Source organism: Chitinophaga sp. YIM B06452 (assembly GCF_039655965.1).
Lineage (GTDB): Bacteria > Bacteroidota > Bacteroidia > Chitinophagales > Chitinophagaceae > Chitinophaga.
Map to the genome: position 1 here is coordinate 333811 of NZ_JAWLKY010000003.1, position 18482 is coordinate 352292.

General features: G+C 42.6%; 15 protein-coding genes. 12 read left to right on the forward strand and 3 right to left on the reverse strand.

The genetic code is table 11. The annotated features are described in order from the left end of the window. The first annotated feature begins 30 nt into the window (after window positions 1–30). The 3 genes from R3I13_RS18165 to R3I13_RS18175 all read left to right on the forward strand — a co-directional run bounded on the left by R3I13_RS18165 (window position 31) and on the right by R3I13_RS18175 (window position 3891). The gene (locus tag R3I13_RS18165) at window positions 31–2607 is read left to right on the forward strand and encodes a lanthionine synthetase LanC family protein (protein ID WP_346319379.1); all 2577 of its coding nucleotides are present in this window, start codon (window positions 31–33) and stop codon (window positions 2605–2607) included. A gap of 11 nt (window positions 2608–2618) precedes the next feature. Continuing rightward, entirely contained in the window at window positions 2619–3068 is a 450-nt protein-coding gene (locus R3I13_RS18170; protein WP_346319380.1) for a MauE/DoxX family redox-associated membrane protein, read from the forward strand. 505 nt (window positions 3069–3573) lie between these two features. After that, window positions 3574–3891, forward strand: coding sequence for a hypothetical protein (locus tag R3I13_RS18175; protein WP_346319381.1), 318 nt, complete (start codon window positions 3574–3576; stop codon window positions 3889–3891). 411 nt (window positions 3892–4302) lie between these two features. Here R3I13_RS18175 and R3I13_RS18180 read toward each other — a convergent pair whose 3' ends face one another. The 3 genes from R3I13_RS18180 to R3I13_RS18190 are packed head-to-tail and all read right to left on the reverse strand — an operon-like array spanning window position 4303 to window position 10839. Beyond that, complete coding sequence (locus R3I13_RS18180) at window positions 4303–5835, reverse strand: TlpA disulfide reductase family protein (protein WP_346319382.1); 1533 nt, start codon at window positions 5833–5835, stop codon at window positions 4303–4305. Between the two features lie 24 nt (window positions 5836–5859). Continuing rightward, window positions 5860–7236, reverse strand: a complete 1377-nt coding sequence (locus tag R3I13_RS18185) for a RagB/SusD family nutrient uptake outer membrane protein (RefSeq protein ID WP_346319383.1) — start codon at window positions 7234–7236, stop codon at window positions 5860–5862. Between the two features lie 60 nt (window positions 7237–7296). Then, window positions 7297–10839 (reverse strand): SusC/RagA family TonB-linked outer membrane protein, encoded by a 3543-nt coding sequence (locus tag R3I13_RS18190; RefSeq protein WP_346319384.1) that lies wholly within the window; start codon window positions 10837–10839, stop codon window positions 7297–7299. Between the two features lie 519 nt (window positions 10840–11358). On the opposite strand from R3I13_RS18190, the gene R3I13_RS18195 reads away from it, so the two are divergent. From R3I13_RS18195 to R3I13_RS18235, 9 genes are all read left to right on the forward strand, one after another. Next, window positions 11359–11904 (forward strand): sigma-70 family RNA polymerase sigma factor, encoded by a 546-nt coding sequence (locus tag R3I13_RS18195; RefSeq protein WP_346319385.1) that lies wholly within the window; start codon window positions 11359–11361, stop codon window positions 11902–11904. 46 nt (window positions 11905–11950) lie between these two features. After that, on the forward strand, window positions 11951–13078 hold the full coding sequence (locus R3I13_RS18200) for a FecR domain-containing protein (protein WP_346319386.1): 1128 nt from the start codon (window positions 11951–11953) through the stop codon (window positions 13076–13078). 180 nt (window positions 13079–13258) lie between these two features. After that, a complete protein-coding gene (locus R3I13_RS18205; RefSeq protein WP_346319387.1) occupies window positions 13259–13789 on the forward strand; it encodes a sigma-70 family RNA polymerase sigma factor in 531 nt (176 codons plus the stop codon). Between the two features lie 5 nt (window positions 13790–13794). Then, a complete protein-coding gene (locus R3I13_RS18210) occupies window positions 13795–14898 on the forward strand; it encodes a FecR domain-containing protein (RefSeq protein ID WP_346319388.1) in 1104 nt (367 codons plus the stop codon). Window positions 14899–15306: 408 nt separating this feature from the next. Beyond that, complete coding sequence (locus R3I13_RS18215; protein WP_346319389.1) at window positions 15307–15975, forward strand: sigma-70 family RNA polymerase sigma factor; 669 nt, start codon at window positions 15307–15309, stop codon at window positions 15973–15975. A gap of 134 nt (window positions 15976–16109) precedes the next feature. Continuing rightward, window positions 16110–16826 carry a hypothetical protein gene (locus tag R3I13_RS18220; protein ID WP_346319390.1) on the forward strand — a complete coding sequence of 239 codons (717 nt, stop codon included), beginning with the start codon at window positions 16110–16112 and terminating at the stop codon, window positions 16824–16826. A 66-nt stretch (window positions 16827–16892) separates the two neighbouring features. After that, on the forward strand, window positions 16893–17561 hold the full coding sequence (locus R3I13_RS18225) for a hypothetical protein (RefSeq protein ID WP_346319391.1): 669 nt from the start codon (window positions 16893–16895) through the stop codon (window positions 17559–17561). 28 nt (window positions 17562–17589) lie between these two features. Beyond that, complete coding sequence (locus R3I13_RS18230; RefSeq protein WP_346319392.1) at window positions 17590–17961, forward strand: response regulator; 372 nt, start codon at window positions 17590–17592, stop codon at window positions 17959–17961. 15 nt (window positions 17962–17976) lie between these two features. Beyond that, on the forward strand, window positions 17977–18429 hold the full coding sequence (locus R3I13_RS18235; RefSeq protein ID WP_346319393.1) for a hypothetical protein: 453 nt from the start codon (window positions 17977–17979) through the stop codon (window positions 18427–18429). Window positions 18430–18482 lie beyond the last annotated feature (53 nt).

The following is an 18482-nucleotide window of genomic DNA, read 5'->3' on the forward strand; positions in this document are numbered from 1 at the left end:
TTTCAACATTCAAGAATTTAAAGTGGTCATATGTTAGCCGTTGCGAACCATACAATCATTGATTATGCAGTTTACTTAAGGAAACTGGAACTGCGCTTCGCTGAATCCGGGCCATATTATCTATGGGGCGAAGATTTCGGGAATGGTAAATGGGAATTGCATGTATCGCTGATTCAAATTCATATGGAAAGGTTTCTGGATACCCTTCTGCCAATCATTGCCTCCTGGGGCTATAAAATGAGAATTCCCAGAAATGAACAGTTCCTCGGGTACCACAATGCTGGTTTTTATGGCTACGAGCAGATAGGAAAAGGTGTCACCGTTTTTTTAGGTGATCCTGAGCGCGCGGTGAGGCATGTACAGGAATTATTGCCGGCGCTAAAAGGCCTTAGGGGACCGCGTGTTCCGGATAGTTTTAGTATTGGTGAAAATTTATATATATCTTTTTTAGATAAAACGGTAAAGAAGGAAAACAATGCCAAGGATGGCAGCCAGATCAGGATACCTGATAATCCTTTTATGAAATTGATTAAAGAGGACCCTGCCGGATCTCAAAAAAGAACCTTTAACGGGAAATATTACCCACGCCGGTTAATCAGTAGCAGCATAAAAGGGAACTTGATCGAGGGTTACTTTTTTAAAGGTTTAGCAAGAAAAGAATGTGTAATTAAGCAAGGACGGGCCAATATTATTGATGATCGGCAGGGCAGAGATATGCGGGATCGGCTGAAATGGCAGTTTGAGCTGTACAAGAGATTGGGAGACGGAGTGCCGATGCCTAAAATGTATGCATATTTCGAGGAAAATGACGACGGATTCCTGGTCATGGACTATTTGCCCGGTAAATCACTGTTTTATGAGGTCGTTGGAATTCATCGAAATCAACCTTGGTTTGACCTTGCACTTGAGCACCAGGCCCATTTAATGGACTTGCTGTTACAGATTGTAAAAGGCGTTGCATACTTTCATGCAAATGGTTTTGTCCACCGGGATGTAGCTCCATCCAATTTTATCATATCACCAGAAGGGAAGGCCGCCTTTATTGACGTAGAGCTGGCATATTCACTTAATGATCATTTCCCTTCCCCAGCCTTTACCTGGGGGACACCGGGGGTTGCTGCACCTGAGCAAATCGCCCTGCAACAACCTGAGCGGTCGGCCGATATTTACTCCTTGGGAGCGTTAATGACATTTATATTCACCGGTCAGGAACCAGGGTACCTGATTGAACCAGGATCCCAGCGGAATCATGAGGTGATTGAATTGCTTACCCGGAATAGGGATATCGCGGATCTTATTATGGAATGTATCGCCGTGGAGCCGGAAAAGAGACCTGGCGTGGATGTAGTGCTGGAGAGGGTCGGGAATATCGCAAAATCGATGAAAAGTCAGAATAGCCCTGTGCAGAGGGATACCCAGCATGAAGAAGTAAGTGACATATTAAAAAAAGGAATTCATGCCTTGGCCTCCCACTATCTGGCGAAAGGTAACCTTTGGTTATCGGAATACAAAGGAATAGGTACCATGCAGCTTAGCGCGGAGGCTAATACTGGAACCTTTCCAGGACTTGCAAAAGGCGTAACGGGGGTATTATACCTGCTGGCGCAACTCAAATCTTGTGGATTGGATATTGGTGAAACGCAACCAATGGTTGATGCCTCATTGAAATTCCTGGTGTGGGATATTCAGCGCAGTTTGTCAACCCTACCACCGGGCCTGCATTTTGGATCATGCGGCATTGCGATGGCCTTATGTACCGCATTAAAGCATAAGCTAGTGGAGCCAAGCCGAGAGATTATTGACTTTATTAGAAAATGCTTATTTGTCGGGCCTAAGGATCTGTGTATGATCTTTGGTGAAGCGGGTAGGGGTATGGCTTTGTTACAATGGGTTCAATACACGAATGACCCTGAGTTATTGGTAGTGCTAAGCCAGCTCGCGGAAAAGCTGGTTGTTTCCCAGGAGGCGGATGGTTCATGGGTACTGCAGGATTATTCGAAAGGCGTGCAGGAAAAATTGCTCGATTTTGGGTATGGTGCTGCCGGCATCACCTATTTTTTACTGGAGTATCATAAAAAGTTCGGCGGTGATGATATCATGAAAACATGCACAAAAGGGCTTCAATATATAACGAGCCGACTATCCACTGAGCGAAAAAATTACACGCGGATTCCTGACATTCAAAGTGTTTATCAGAGTCCGTGGTGGTGCAATGGGACTTCTGGGATGGCATTACTGTATTTATCCGCTTTTGAGTACTTAAAGGCTCCAGAGTTAAAAACTGCTGCTGTTGAACTATTGCAACAAACGCCATTGCATTTTACCAGTCAAAGTTTGGGCCAGTGCCACGGGTTGAGTGGTTTGGGTGAAGTTTACCTTCAGGCTGAAAAGATTCTGGCAGGTGGGGAATGGAAAGAACGATCAGGATGGATCATAGATTATTTGATGGCAATAAGAAAAGAACCATCCCAGAATATTGCTTTTTGGCTAACTGAGAACAATGTCTTCCCGACCGCGGACCTGATGTTCGGAACCTCTGGAATACTTCATTTTTTGCTGAGATATTGTTATCCGGAACAAGTTGGTTTCCCCTTACTGAAAAATTAAATGTAATTAATATGAAAAAAAATTTCATTGAAGGAATTTCAGCACTCCTGGTCATGCTTTTTGTGTATGCTGCTTTGAGTAAAGTTGCGGATGTCAAGCAATTCAAAATTGATATGTACAATCAGCCTTTTCCTAAATGGATATCCAGTATTTTATTATGGGTAGTGCCAGGGGGAGAGCTATTGATTGCTGCTGCATTACTTTGGTCGAGAGCAAGGATATACGGCCTGTGGGGATCAGCATTATTGATGGGGGCATTCACGATTTATACAGCGACAGTCCTTATGAATGCTTTTGGAAAGATTCCGTGCTCTTGTGGCGGTGTGATAAAGCACCTAAGCTGGTCGCAGCACCTCATCTTAAATGTCTTTTTTCTATTGCTTTCTATCACCGGACTGTTTTTGCTGAAGAGAAAACCAGGGAACAAATTTCCTCTTGACAGCAAAATTCAACCTGGGTAGTTTATATAGGCTGTATTGAATTTCATAGAATATATACAAAAAAACCACATCAAATGAAAAGAAGGAAAATTAATATATCAGTATTGGCGTTTACGTTCATGGGCGCTCACATATTGTTGTCCTCGCTGACGCCAAGTAGAATTTTCGCAAACTATACATTTTTCAACAAAGCACAGACTGGTTGTCCTAGCCCGTTTGACAAGTCAAAATGGCAATACAGGCCATCAGGTGGTTGTATCACGGCCAGCTCAAATACCTGCTGCGCGGTAATATACAGCCAGATTACGGTGCCAGCAACCGATAGTAACCCAACAAGTACCGCAACATTTGTAAGTGCTGTATTATGGGGGGCTCAATGGAATGGAAATTGATATTTGTGAGAATATTTTCATGGAACAATCTTTTTATGGCCATAACAGGGATAGCCGAAAACCTGCAAAAAAGAGTAGGCATTATTTTTCATCTTAAGTTTTGTTGCTTTTACTCTAAAAAGTGACGAATAATTATGAAAAGAATCAAATTTCCCGTTGCCGCTTTAGGAGCTGTTTTGGCTGCTATTGGTGCTTTTTCAAGCGCATTCACTCCTTCAGCTAAGTTTGCAAACTACACTTTCTTTAACAAGACACAGGCTGGAAATCCCAATCCACTCACTAAGTCAGCATGGCAATACCGCCCCTCTGGTGGCTGTCAGCTTTCCACCTCGACTTCTTGTAGTGTGATTTATTCTCAACTTACAGTACCAACTACTGATGCAATACCATCCAGTACGGCTACCTACGTTACAAATTCAGTTGTAACCAATAGGCAGTGGAATGGCCTCTAAGTTGATTGACTGAATTCTAAGTTGCTATAAAAAAGGGGGGAAGTCCCCCTTTTTATTGAGCCAGATATGTAACTGTCTAACTACTACTCCACCATGGGTAGGAGAATGTACATATTCGTTTTTTAACATTCAACCTTACGAACTTGCACATCATTACACTATCGTGTAAAAGAGAAATGTAGTTAAATTGAACAGTGACCTGTAAATAGATATAAAATGAGAGTGCAAATGCTGGAGCCGAATTTTTCAGGTGCTTGTGTCATACGCCTAATTTAAGATGCAGTACCTGATTTCGGTGGCGCTCCCTTCTGCACTATGCTAAAAACACAGACATGAACATACATTCATCTCCAAACTTATGTTTAGATTGTTTTTTTTGTAGGTTGAATTTAATGATGGGTATATAAGGATTTACTCCTTCTTAAGTGCCAATTTGATCTTTTCAAGCAATCCTTGAGCACCATTTGCTTGGAGTTCTTTTTGTGAGTTGCTAATGATTCTTCCATCTCTGTCAATTAGAATTGGATGCGGATAACTAGCAATTGAAAGTTGAGTTATCAATGGATCATTTATACCTAAAGGTGTGTAAAGATTGGTCGCTTTATCCGAAGTGTACTTACCCAACTTCAGTCCTTTCATCCAAACGCTTCTTTTGCTGTCAATGCAAATTGTAATGAAAACAACATCCTTTTGGTCTTTCAGCATTTCTTCCACTTTTGATACTACATTGTTGTAGTAATTTGCGCAGCCACTACACCCAACGAACCAAAAATCCATGAAAACGATTTTGCCTTTAAAATTACTTAGCCTAACAATATTTCCGGAACTATCAGGTAGCGAAAAGTCATACACAACTGCGCCTATTTTGTGATTATCCATTTCGTTCTTTATTAATTCTCGGTATTTCTCATATGTGACGATCTTATAGGATTCTCGTTCAATAGTATCCCTAATCTTTGAGTCCCACACCCATCCATTGATGAATATATTCTCGAAAAGTAATCTATCCCTAAGTTCGTTTGAATACTGTAACTTTATTACCTCATGCACACTCGGTTTATTTAGTAAGATTTTTTCCACTTTACATCTTTCTAACAGACACTTTGTGTAGTCTTGTCTGTTTTCGAAGTCGCCTGCACTGAAATCTGTTTGAAGAAGTATTTTCTTCGATATTTTATCAATTTCTTGACACTTGTCAGGCCCTCTGGTAGTGTGAAAATACTCAAGTATTTGATTTAGTTGCTTTAATTTAAAATATTCGCAGTTTAATACCACTATTGTCTTTAATGTATTATAGTCTTCTTGCTCCATTTTATTTTCAAATTGATTGAGTATATTTAACTGACCTTGAAGACAATAATGCCAAACACTTTCCCTATTATATAATGCCCTCAATGATTCATCATATTTCGCGGGATCTGTAGGAGGAATTTTAAGGCTATCATTAATCCAGCCGTTGTATAACTTATCCCAAATTTCCTTCATTTTGTATTCGCATTCGTATTTTTCAGCTCCGCGACCCTTGAACGTTGTACTCAATCGATCATTTTTATAGTTGGCTAATTTAATATAGATGCTATCACCATTTTCAGCAATTTCGGTGTTAATGGCTTCGACAAGTTCACCATTGCTATTTGGCCATCCAATTGATAGAATTGAGTTTACTGAGATAGAATCAATTTCCGCTTTAAATTTCCCATCGACTACTAGGCATTTCTGTGTCCTATGGGGCAAATACATTCGTTTTTCTTTAACGTAGACATCTGACCAAATAAAAAGAGTTAGTTCATTTGGTGCATTTTTATCTGCAATATAACCGGATATTTTTAATTTTCCTTTATTGTTCAATAGGTTTGAACTGAATTTTCTTTCATTTGAGTATGAATTGATAACCAGTAACAAATGAAGAATTGACAGTGACAATCTTAATTTTATTTGTGACATTTCGAACTAATTTTCTTTATTGAATTATCTTGGATTTTGCTCTATCCCGCTAGTTCTAATTTCGTCTGGCGGTATAGGAAATGTATATCGAGCATCATTAGGAGGCAGCGTAAAGACTTGTCCGTTAACAGTTCTTTTTAGAGTGATTGCAAAACGACTATCTTTATTTAATCTGCGAAGATCTGTCCACCGTACACCGCGAAATACCAGTTCTTTACGCCTTTCGGTTAGGATCAACCTTAGAACCTCATCTGCAGTAGTTGCTTTTAGAGGAGTAAATGTACCTGATTTGAATCTTTTTGACAGTAATGTATTAAGGTCGTTAAGGGCCTGAGTAGTTATGTTTTTTCTCGCATAGCATTCAGCCCTAATAAGATAAATTTCATCTGTTGCTAAGCCTCCATATACATCAGTTGGTGTGCTGTAGCTTCCCCAGAAACGTAGGTCATCAGAGAATTCGCGATAGAAAATTGTTCTTCTCAGGTCATTTTCGCTATAGGTGTTATATAAGCTAGTGTCAATTATGCATCCGCTAATCAAATTAAGCGCCGCATAAGGTGCTAGATCAGAGTGAAATATATCCTCACCAAAGAATATAGGTATCGGAAAAATATTTGCCCCATCTAATGTATTGTAGTCAACAAGTTCATTTTTTAACTGCAGGCAAAGATCAGCATTTAGTAGCGCTTGATTATAATTCTCAATTGACAAGTAGATTCGACTCAAAAGAGCGTAGGCTGATGGCTTAGAGGGTGTAGTTGGATTGTTGGAAATGTTAGGTAGTAAACTCACTGCCAACTGAAGATCGTTGAATATTTGATCGTAAGTTTCCTGCAAACTAGCTCGTACAGATTTTTCGTTCACACTTGAGCTTAGGCGAAGAGGCAGGCCAAGGTCCATCTTTGCACTCAGTGGATCATATGGTTTGCAAAAGATCTGAGTGAGATTATAAAAGTCGAAGGCGCGGAAGAATAGTGCGCTACCTTTCACCTTTTTCCAGTTAGCCAATTTCATCTCATCGGATTCTCCAGGATATATTTTTTCAATTCCCTCAAGAACTATATTTGCTGTTAATATTCTTTCAAATGCGAATCTCCAATCATGAGAGAATGTACCCTCATAAGGGTCGTCTGCCCATTTGTATGTATTTCTTTCTGTAACTGTTGGCCAACTTTGCCATGTTGAGTTAGATACGAAGAAATTATCAGAGGCAATTTCTCCTAGAGCAGGTTGATTTACATTGAATATGCTATTTGAGTTGTCAAGTATCGCTTGATAATCCTCGATATTTTTAGGAACAACTAACGAGATATCTGGCTTTTCATCTAACCAATTGCTACAAGCTACAATACCTAACATTGAAACTATACATACTAATGTATAAATTCTATAACTTTTCATCTTTTCATCTGATTTAAGGCATTTATCAATAATTTACGTTTTAGGATTTGTGGATATAGACTACATATTTAGTTTAAAGCCAAACGCAAATGTTTTAGGAGGAGGAACCCCTCCAACTGGATAATCAGGATCGATATCTGAACTATTGGCTTTCCAAAGAATGCCTATATTGTTAGCATAGATATAAAACTGTACACTTTGAAAGGGCAATCTCTTCCATTTTGATTTATCCAATGTGTAGCCAATACTAATATCTTGAAGTCGGACATGATCCCCTTTTGAAACTAAAGCCTCAGAAAATCTGTAGAATTCATCTCGGTTCTGGTCGCCTGGGTATGTTAATGAGGGAACGTTAGTATGGGTTTCGTCCCCTGGTTTTTGCCATCTATTAGAAAATTCCTTATGTCCTAAATAGTAATTAAATAATTTGTTGAATTGGATGCCATTTCGCCTAAAGTAATACCCCATTTTATAGGAAATATTTATCAATAAGGAAAAGCCCTTGTAAGTGACGGAATTGCTAATTCCACCATAAATAGTTGGCCTGCCAGGTCCATGATAGTTTAAGCCATTAATTGAATCCGGTTGAAGCAAGCTTGAATAGTCCTTACTTACTGTACCTTTAGTGTCAAAGCCCTGAGGATCGCCGTTATTAGGATCAAGGCCAGCCCATTTAAGGCTATATACCCCATACACAGGCTTATCGTTCCATGGGTATATATTATTATCATTACTTAGAAGAGAATTTGGAGTTACCTCTCCCGTATAATCTATAACTTTGTCGTAGGCACCGCTTAGTAAAAAAGTAGTCGTCCATCTAATTTCCTGGTCTACGTTTTTGGTATTTAATTTCAGGTCAAATCCGCTTCCCTTGATTTTAGCATAATTTCCTCTCATTGTAGTAACTCCGCTACTGGGAGGCATAACCGCGTCGCCGATTAAGTCGATTCCACTTTTGTGGAAAAATTCAATACTTCCCGTTAAAATCTCATTTTTTATTCCGAAATCGACACCGATGTTGTATATTTTAATTTTTTCCCACCTAAGATCTGCGTTTCCGATATTGGATATCACTGCGTTTACTGCATTAGTATACCTCGAAGGAATGCCTGTGTATCGAAATGTTGTTATACCAGTAATGCTTCTGTCAAGATTTCCATTGTAACCGTATGTCGCTCTAAATTTTAAATAAGGTAGCCAGTTAATTTTATAGAAACTCTCCTTGTCTATGTCCCATTTGCCACCAACGGACCAAAGAGGTACATTTTTTTGATTCGTTTTTACACCGAAATAGTTTGAACCGTCTATTCTTGCGCTCGCAGATAGAGTGTATTTATCGGCATACGTATATGCCGCATTTCCAAAATAGGAACGGAATCGGTCTATCGTTTTTCCGTATCTATTTGGATCTGGGATTTGACCGTAGTTCCCATCGGGATTGAGGGGGTAGTAGGTAGCATAAGCGACTGAGGTAAATGCTCCAATCTCTTTATTAAAACCGTACATCCCGGAATTAGTTGATTCTGTTTCGGTGCTCCGTACCTCGAAACCAGCAATGGAGGCCAGGTAGTGTTTGCCCCATCCTTTGTTGGCCGTAAGATGAGCTCGAAAGTTTTCGGACGTTAGATCGGAGATAGTCTTTCCATAGATGGCGCCTTTGGGTATGTTATAGCCAACCACATTGCCGTCAGGATCTACGATGGAATATCGGTTAATTAGATCCCGGGTGTAAAAGCTTTCTTCGGGGAATATCGAAGTGAGCTGGGTTGTCGCCTTTTGGTATTGATACTTTACCTCTGCGCTGATACCCGGAAGGATATCATACTTCAGCCCGGCAAACGCTCGTAGGTCGTTAACCGTTGCTGTATTGTCATTGTTCCATTGATTACGCAGTTCCGTTAATGGAAAGTATTGCCAGTTTAGATATCCTTTTTGGGTGGCTGTTTCTGCGAAGACGGGAGAATATCCCTTGACAATGGGAAGCGCGTTTCCCGCATTGTCAGCCACGGTGGCATAGGGATAGATGGTGCCATTGAAACCGCTGGTGAGGCCAGAAAGGGTATTGTCGTTTTCTGTCTTGTTCTGGATGTAGTTGATGTTTCCCGTTAGGCTTAGCTTTTTAATGGGTGTGAAAGTGTTGACAATGTTTAAGGTAATTCGGTCATAGTCGTTGTTCACCAGGTTACTTGCATTTTTATCATAACCGATGGAAGCATAGTAGGCATTTTGTGCATTGCCGCCATTGAAGTTAAGGGCGTATTGTTGGTTGACGGATTTCCGATAAAAGTATTTTTTTAGATCATTGCGGATATCGGCGTTTTTAAGGGAAGCTATTTTAGTTTGCGCTTCTGCCGGTGAGATAACCCCACTTCTTTCTTTGTTGAGAATATTCACCACAGGGCTGATAGGCATATATTCGGTATTGATATTGTTGTCGTAGAAACCTTGTGCGAACAGCTGTTGCTCTACCCCGATCATGTCTGAAGCCGACATGAAATTGGGATCGTAGAAAAGGTCCGGTTTCTCTCCAATGGTAACGTTGGAGTTGAAGGAAACACGAAGCGGCTGGTTCAGGTTGCCTTTTTTGGTCGTGATAACGATCACGCCGTTGCCCGCACGAACGCCCCAAATAGACGCGGCAGCGGCGTCTTTTAATACGGTCACATTCTCGACATCATTAGGATTGATGTTGGAGATGTCGCCGTCGTAAGGGAAGTTATCCACCACTACCAGCGGCTGGTCATTGGCGAAGATCGTGGAGCGGCCGCGGATCGACAAGTCGAGCTTTCCATTACTTGTCAGCGAGGTATTATTGTTAAACAGTAAACCAGGGGTGATCCCGTTGAGTTTCGTGAGAACGTCGGTGGAGACACGGGCGTCGTAGACTTCCTTAATAGGTTGACTGAAGGAGCCAGTGACACGTTCACGCGGGAGGGTTTCATAGCCGGTGGAAAGCACAGCGAATTCGTCTAGTCTATTGATGTCGATCATTAATTTAACCAGGATGGATTTGGTGCCACCTCTTACGGGGACTTCCATTTCCTGAAACCCGAGGGAGCGGATAAGCAACTTTTTATTGGTCGGTACGTTCTGGAGGGAGAATGTACCATTTTCATCTGCTGTAGTCCCGTCAGTAGTGCCCTTCACGATGATCGTTGCGCCAGGAATAGGTTTGCCGTCAGCATCCGTTACTTTGCCCGTTACCTGGACAGAAGTGATAGTTGAATCAGGCCCATTGGCAGAAGAGGTAGGGGCCCCGACCTTTTTTTTTCGGATCGTGACAATATCCTCACGGTATTCCCATTCAAGCCCGGCGCCTTTAAAGATCATCCCCAGTACTTCATCCAGGCTTTTGTCAATGGCCCTGACCGTAATGAAGGGGGGCATCTTTACTTCGTAAGAGGAAAAAAAGAAGGTTAGTCCCGATTGTTTTTCAAGCCGCCGCAGAGCTTGTTTTATTGGCATGTTGTCGGCGACTAAAGTGACTTTTACTTTGCCCTGGTCGTTTTCCGAATGGGTAGAAAATGCTGGCAGGTGTAGGGATAGGTGAAAGGCGCACAGTAGCATGATGCTGCGCAGGCAGATGGTCCATGATTGTCCCATGAGTGGTAGGTTTTTTATGAAAGATGTTGTTCTCCATGTTTATCCCCCGTGAACGGAAGACAGTGATTATAGCCTGACAGGCAGCGGGCTATAAAAATGATAGGTTGCTACAGAATAGTAACAACGAGAAGGAATTTTTCATTCCTGAACATTACATGACCGGATGCTTATATGACTATCGTTCCCCTTTTCAGATCTGATCTAATAATAACACAGGACAAAATGCATGATATACCCCAAATGTCCCGTTTTTTTTCAAAAAAGTTCTCGAAAAAGTCATGAAAAAATATTTACATCTGATTAACTTTGCGCGGCTGCTTTGGAGGGGAGTTCATCCTATTTTTGCCATACGCTGAATTTTTGATTATCGGTTTAATAATCTTATTTTTACCGAGAACAATGAATGTGTATTTTATTGGACTTTTTTTGAAATGCTGCCGTTTTTTTTAAACACTTTTTAGACCGCAGTTCTTAACCAAACACCTTTCTTTCCGGTAACATTCCAGTTGCCTGTCATGTATGCACATTGAGAATGACGATATTGAGATAGTCAAGCAGTTGATTGGCGGAAGCGAGCGTGCCTTTGACGCACTTTATCATAAATACGGTAGGAGTGCCTTCCTGATCGCATTGCGGTACTGCGGCGCTAACAAAGAAGAAGCTCAGGACGCGGTACAGGAGGTGTTTGCCAAATTATGGGAACGCCGGGGCAAGCTGAAGGCGGAGCCCCCAATTTCATACTTGCTTTTCACAATGGTCAAGAATGCCGCCATTAATAAGTATGAAAAGAGAAATAACGCGCTCCGGCGAAATGGGAGATACATAGAAGTGGAACCGCAGGAGTATATACCGGAAACCAATAGCCGTGAATTAGTCGAAGAGCTGCACCGCGCCATTGAAAAGATCTCGGCGCCAGCCACCCGCCAGGTGCTCAAAATGTACTATGTGGATGGAAAAAGTTATCAGGAAATCGTAGAAATTACCGGCATGAAACTCCAGACAGCCCGCAAATTCGTCAGCCAGGGCGTCGCCTTCGTAAGAAAAGTTTTCAAAAACCCCTATTGACGCGGGCTATATTTTACAACTCACGCTGTGTTATACTAATAGACCAATGAAAGTGGATACTGATATCATAGAGCAGCTCACCGTAAAACAAATCACCGGGGTGATCTCCCAGGAAGATGAGGACTATCTGATGGAACTCATTTCGGGAGACAGCGAAGCCTATGCTTATTATAAGGAGTTGCAAGCTTTTTATAGATCAGAGGATATTCGGGCCAAAGGCAAAAACTTTGATACGGATGCATCTTTGGGTAATACCTGGTCCATCATCAATAATCGTAATCGTGGCATCCATCGGCTCATGTGGCCTTATAGCGTGGCGGCAGTAGGCATTGTAGCTGTCGGCATGTTGGTGTACTGGATGCTGCCTGCCCGCAAAAATGCCGGTCAACTCGCGCAGCAAAGCTCCTCAAAGGGAATTGAGCTGATCCTGCCCAACGGCTCAGTTATGGATCTTTCCAGAACTTCCGGGCAGGTAGCCGTTGCAGGCGCTACCCTCAATAATGAAGATAAAACGCTGAGTTATACAGTATCTGGGGCATCAGCTGGCGGCATTGCTACCCTCCGGGTACCGGTAGGGAAAGACTACCAGCTGCAGCTCTCTGATGGAACGCAAATTTGGCTGAACTCTGCGAGCACGGTAGAGTTTCCCTTTGCTTTTGGTAAAAAACGAGAAATAACCATCAAAGGCGAGGCCTATATTAAAGTAGCGGCCAGCACTGAAAGCCCCTTCCTAGTCAAAGTGGAAGGGGCCAGCGTGCAGGCGCTGGGGACAGAATTTAACGTGAATACTTACGATTCCGGGGTGATCCGAGTGGCGCTGGTGAGTGGTGCCGTAAAAATGCAGGCCCTGGCTGAAACTAAGATCGTAAAGCCAGGTTTTGAGGCGGTGTACGCCTACGGAACCCCCATTCAGACCCATGCCTTCGATGAAGACTTTATTTTAGCCTGGAGAAAGGGTATCTATAAGTTTGCTGATACGCCGCTGGAGGACATTTGCAAGGTTTTACCCCGCTGGTTTGGAATGGAAGTGGTAATGGATAACCCTGCGATAGCCAGAAGGGTATTTACCGGCAAACTGGACAGGAATAAATCGCTCCAGCAGCAGCTGGAAAACTTTAAAGAGACTACAGACCTGGAGTATTATATCAAGGACGGGGTTTTGCACTTCAGATAAAAAGAATTATACAAAACTAATAATTTAGATATACTATTCTTGGGATTGTCATGTGAAAGATTTATAATTTCACGTAACATTTATGTTTTGCTGCACACAGGATGCACAATGTTAGGAATATTGTTTACATTCGATTCCTAATACAGTTTGTCATGTTGCACCAAAATCCGCCCCTTTTCTATGAACCGTATAGATGACAGTGTAATGCTGAGAGATTTACGTTGTGAAGAGACCCGGGACCTTGCATTCAGGCTTTTGTATGATACCTATTTTACTCCAGTTAAATTATTGGCGGTCAGGTTAGTGAATGATTTTACCATGGCGCAGGATCTTGCCCAGGACGTATTTAGCGAGTTTTGGAACGAACGTCCATATGTCAAGGAAGAAATCCGTTCTTTTGCATCATTTTTGTTCAACCGGTGCAGGATGAGGTGCTGGAAACACAATGAACATAAGAATCGAAGAATGGCGCATCAGCGCAACATTGAGCAGACAATAGCACCTGTCGTGGACCCTCACATCGGGGGCGACGCCCAAAGGCATATAGCCCAGCTGCCACGGCAACAGCGCATGGTCATGTTACTGGTGGTACTATGGGAATGTTCGTATGCTGAAGCGGCCGCCATTATGGGTACTTCCGTCCGGACAGTAAGAACGCACATTGAACGCGCAAAGAAAAGTCTGGCCAACATCTATATCGACCCTCTATAAGCAGCATGGAAAATATCACAGATCTATTGTTGAAAGTGGTTTCTGGAGTCGCCACTCCGGAGGAAGAGGCGCATGCCCGCCGGCTAATGGCAACAGATCAGACTATCCGAAAGGAATACGACGAACTGCTCACCATATACCATCACCCGCAATTCCAGCCAGGCCTCGATAATCAAGAGCTGGATCGTACTTTCCAAAAAATTGTCAACAAACGTAGTCGGGTGAAGACCTGGGCGATGTCGTTGGCCGCGGCGGTCCTGTTGTTTGCAGGGGTCTTTTACTACTTTACTGCCCGGAAAGTGCCTTTTTCCCGTGTGACGGCGACCACGCCGTCGCAAGTCGCCATCAAACTCAGCTCAGGAGAAGAGGTAGTATTGACGGACAGTGGCATGGTAAAAGCTGGATCTGCGCTCTTTCGCGTCAGCGGAGGCACCGCCTCCTACCAGGTAGAAGGCACTGGCTCTAGCAATGCCCTCAACACCCTGACGGTGCCCAAGGCTAAGAGGTATTCCATTCAAATTTCGGATGGATCGATCCTGTATTTAAATGCTGCCACGGTTTGCAAATTCCCATTTATATTCCAGGAAAAGCAACGGGAAATTTATATCGATGGTGAAGCTTTCCTGGAAGTGGCACCTGACCCGTCCCGTCCTTTCCTCGTGCAAACACCCTCTGGTACAGTAAATGTCCTGGGTACCAGTTTCAATGTAAATAGTTACGGTCCGCTCACCGTATCTCTTCAAAATGGCGCCATTTCCGTAAACAGTCATCAACAGAGCGTTTTGCTCAAACCTGGGCAGGAAACTGTACTCAACGAAAAAAACGGTAAACTCTTCGTGAGGGATTTTGATCCCGATCAACGTTTCTCCTGGAGAGAAGGAGTTTTACATTTCGACAGCACGTCCATCAAAGATCTGGCTGTCCAGATAGAGCGCCACTATAATATCCAGGTATTTATTGAAAGAAAAGAAATCGAAAAAGTAGAATTTAGGGGCATCATGGAATTTGATAAACCCATCTCGAAATTTCTGCACAATGCCAACGCTGCCAGCGACAGCCAACGTTTCCATTGGGAACTGGACGCTGATGGAAATCTGCATATTCGTTAACCCATCCTTTCCAGTAAAAAAATATTTTATTCCCGTGTCGCACTTTTAGGGCATTCATTGACACCATCTATATACCAGCTTGTAGAAAGGAGGTCAATATGTTACTTTTTTGGGGACAAGATTTTGGTTATAAATATAAGATGAAAGATGTGTTAATGACCCCAAACAATAGGAGTTATTTGGGGTTAACAAACAATGGATGAAAGGCCGGCTCTTGATTCTTCTCGGGCTGGCTCTTTTCTCAATCGTTCATACTTTAGGTTAACATAGCAAGCTGGCAAGACCCGCAATAATCGGGCAGAAGCGAACTGAAAACATGATTAAGTTGTAGGGCTATGAAATTCATGCCCCTGATTTGTCTCGGGATGACCATTTTAGTTGTAGGCACGCAATAACCAGTTTTTACACATGAGCGAGACTATGAATGACCATTTTGAAGCGAACTTGGTGGACGGACTCAGAAAAAATGCAGATCGATCCTACCAACAGCTTTATGACCGGTATGCTACGCCCCTCCGCCAGTTCATTGAAGGAGTGACAGGCAGTAGCGGTGCTGCAGATATATTGCAGGAGGTATTTGTCAAAACATGGTTAAAAATTCACTTGTATGATCCATGTAAAGGGAGTTTCAGTGCATGGGTAAAGAGGATAGCACTCAATACTTCTATCAATCATTTAAGGCAAAAGAAATCCAGGCATAAACTTTTAGTGTTGACAGGCAGCGGTATTCCGGATAAGTTCCTGTACCCGGATCGGCTATTCGCTAAATTGGAGGTTTCGATGCTACTGTCTTTCCTCAATCAAAAAGAAATGGAAATCGTTTACTGGCGGTATTTCATGGGCTTGACCCAGCAGGAAACCACGCTGCAATTAAAACAGCAATTGGGAACGCTGAAAAGTCGGGACAGAAAAATCTTACAAAAACTGAAGATCATATCCGAAGGTAAAGAGTCAGTGCGTAGGCGCGATTGTTTCATAACGGCAAAGCGAAGTTCCAGGTATAAAGCCATCAGCAACCATGTTACCTGGAAATATTATGGCGTATTTTACGTGGTTAACGCAGGGTTGCTAGCATGACCCTGACGGTTCAGAACAGAAATAAAAAACCGGGCATGTTTATGCCCAGGGTTTATTTCAGAATTACCCCGCCGCTCGATATGGGTGAAGACTAAGCCCATAGATTATTATTGTAATATTCCAAATATAATTATATGTCAGTCATTGTCGTCAGAAAAAAAAGGGAGAAATATAACGCGGCCCAGGAATTGCCCCCATCGTTAATTCCCAACTTCCCTGCCAGTATGGGTGATGTTGAGTATAACCGAATGCTGAATTCCAGGTATATATTTTGGCTGATCCGTTTGTCTGCCCTGTCTCCATCACTGCTTGCGCTGTACAAAGAACTATTCAGCAAGCTTGGGAGCATCCTGAACAGACAGCGGATATTGGAGATCATGCAAGCCCAGCCCGAAATTAAAAATAGACTTTCCATCAACGCTGCACTGACAAGAATGCGGACCCTTCTTTCAAATGATCCTGATATTGTGACAAGGATGGGCCTACGCTACACATTAGCACTGGAATTTTCGCCGACGTCACCACTGGCGGACATCCGGAATTTAGATACAGCGATTCCATACCAGGATGTTGTACTCGATGTAAAACAACTAACTTATCGAAATGAAACCATTCCTATTAGTGGGCTCGTCTACCGTCTGTTGCTAATATTTTTCCTCCATCCGGAAAAGCCTCTGCATGAAGAGGATATTGCACAGTACATGTTTGGGAAATTTGAGCCTGAAATCATGTTTTCGATGAGATCGGCTTTATATAAAGCCAGAAAGGAATTGGAGCGTGTCAACCTGCTGATCATAAGAATTCCCAACAGGCGGCACATGCTTCGTTTAGTACCGTTACCAATACGGTGATCCTGTCGGAAGTCTGCATGGACATTCATTAAGATAACGTCCAAATAGTAATTGAAAATAATTTCTATGTATGCTCCTCTTAAAGTCATCGACCATTATTTTATGCGGCTTCCTGATGAGGTTAGAAGGGAACTGGCGGCCAGTGTGGCGCCGCTGCACCCTGACTGTCAGGTAAGAGCGGCATTCAGCGACGAAACCGCTGAAAACTACTTGCATGCCTATATGAATGAGGAACATCTCACCTACAACAGTGAAATTTCCAGAACACTGGTGATGATCGGGCTGATTGATTACGGGATGTATGGGAAAAACAGTAGCATGTACTGGAAGCAGTTAGGGCGGATCATGGCGCGGGCTGATTTCGGGTTGGAGACGAGTGAGCATTCGGACAATAAGAAAGCTGTCATGCGATCAACATTCAATATGCGGCGGCGATCGTGGCTGGAAGGGTGGAGAGAATGGAAAAAACTAAAAGAGGGACCGTTATCACTAAAGGCCATCGCCGATTTTGAGCAGGATGCCCTGATTAATGTCATCAAAAGGGGGGATACCGGATTATATGAGAAGGATGTTGATTTCGATGGCATTATGAGTTTATTATTCAGCAAGCCCGATGCATTCACCAGTTACTTGTTGATGCAACGCTACGTAACAAGCCCGCAACGAAATGAGCTGCCTTTCTTTTTAGGAGCGCCTTTTTCGCGGCAGCTACTGGCAGTCAGGCGGAACCCATAATTAATAATTTACTCTTCATATTTGACGTATGAAAGTATTGATAATTGAGGACGACCCAGGGTGGATAAATATTATCACCATGTCCTTGGTTCATTTTAAGATTTCGTATTCGGTAGTAAGGAGCGGAGAAAATATATTGGAGGCGATAATGCAAAATAAACCAGACCTTGTTCTGCTTGATATGCTGATTGGTTATGATGGGATTGAGGGTCTTAATATTCTGCAGTTGATTAAAGCCGATCCTAAGATGGCCGGCACCCCGGTCGTCATTTTATCTACGGATTACCAAGATCAGGATAAAGAGGATGCCATTCGGTTAGGTGCTATAGCCTATATCAGAAAAGATCGATTGATAACGGAGTTGAACAATTTCTGCGATCAACTGGGAAAAAAGTCATGAAGAACTAATCTTTATATGCAAAAAATGACTGCTTCATTCGTCCTGTTGGTGGTCCTCCAATTGTCCGTTCAAGCCCAAAATCGCCGTATGGTGCTCAGCGTGCCGGATAGCGTCGGCATGAAGGTGCAGGAGCACATCATTGGCATTTTAACAACAACTGACAAAAAGGATTTTTATTGTTTGCTTGAAGCTGATACTGGGCAAACCTTCAGATTGACGGTATTTGCTTTTGATCCGGATTGCCCACCAAATCCGTGGGTTGACCTTGCCCACGGTGTTTTATTGGTGAATGACAGGCAGATCCCCTTGCTCTTTGACTATGATTTCTGGTTTGGCACTTTTCTGAAGGAGCCACCGAGTGATTATGGACGACAAGAGCAGCCGATATTTAAAGTGTTGTCGCTTACGGATAGCTATATCATCTATTTTAAAAAGGAAGGAAATATTCTGGGGGTAGAGCAATGGTAGCTTAGGCGGGTTTGCAGCGGATTTTGCACGCGATCATTACATCAAAACAATCA

Coding starts and splice junctions, on each gene's coding strand:
- R3I13_RS18235 (WP_346319393.1), top strand. CDS start 17,977: ATGCAAAAAATGACTGCTTCATTCGTCCTGTTGGTGGTCCTCCAATTG.
- R3I13_RS18200 (WP_346319386.1), top strand. CDS start 11,951: ATGAAAGTGGATACTGATATCATAGAGCAGCTCACCGTAAAACAAATC.
- R3I13_RS18220 (WP_346319390.1), top strand. CDS start 16,110: ATGTCAGTCATTGTCGTCAGAAAAAAAAGGGAGAAATATAACGCGGCC.
- R3I13_RS18225 (WP_346319391.1), top strand. CDS start 16,893: ATGTATGCTCCTCTTAAAGTCATCGACCATTATTTTATGCGGCTTCCT.
- R3I13_RS18215 (WP_346319389.1), top strand. CDS start 15,307: ATGAGCGAGACTATGAATGACCATTTTGAAGCGAACTTGGTGGACGGA.
- R3I13_RS18185 (WP_346319383.1), bottom strand. CDS start 7,236: ATGAAAAGTTATAGAATTTATACATTAGTATGTATAGTTTCAATGTTA.
- R3I13_RS18180 (WP_346319382.1), bottom strand. CDS start 5,835: ATGTCACAAATAAAATTAAGATTGTCACTGTCAATTCTTCATTTGTTA.
- R3I13_RS18175 (WP_346319381.1), top strand. CDS start 3,574: ATGAAAAGAATCAAATTTCCCGTTGCCGCTTTAGGAGCTGTTTTGGCT.
- R3I13_RS18170 (WP_346319380.1), top strand. CDS start 2,619: ATGAAAAAAAATTTCATTGAAGGAATTTCAGCACTCCTGGTCATGCTT.
- R3I13_RS18195 (WP_346319385.1), top strand. CDS start 11,359: ATGCACATTGAGAATGACGATATTGAGATAGTCAAGCAGTTGATTGGC.
- R3I13_RS18210 (WP_346319388.1), top strand. CDS start 13,795: ATGGAAAATATCACAGATCTATTGTTGAAAGTGGTTTCTGGAGTCGCC.
- R3I13_RS18190 (WP_346319384.1), bottom strand. CDS start 10,839: ATGGGACAATCATGGACCATCTGCCTGCGCAGCATCATGCTACTGTGC.
- R3I13_RS18205 (WP_346319387.1), top strand. CDS start 13,259: ATGAACCGTATAGATGACAGTGTAATGCTGAGAGATTTACGTTGTGAA.
- R3I13_RS18230 (WP_346319392.1), top strand. CDS start 17,590: ATGAAAGTATTGATAATTGAGGACGACCCAGGGTGGATAAATATTATC.
- R3I13_RS18165 (WP_346319379.1), top strand. CDS start 31: ATGTTAGCCGTTGCGAACCATACAATCATTGATTATGCAGTTTACTTA.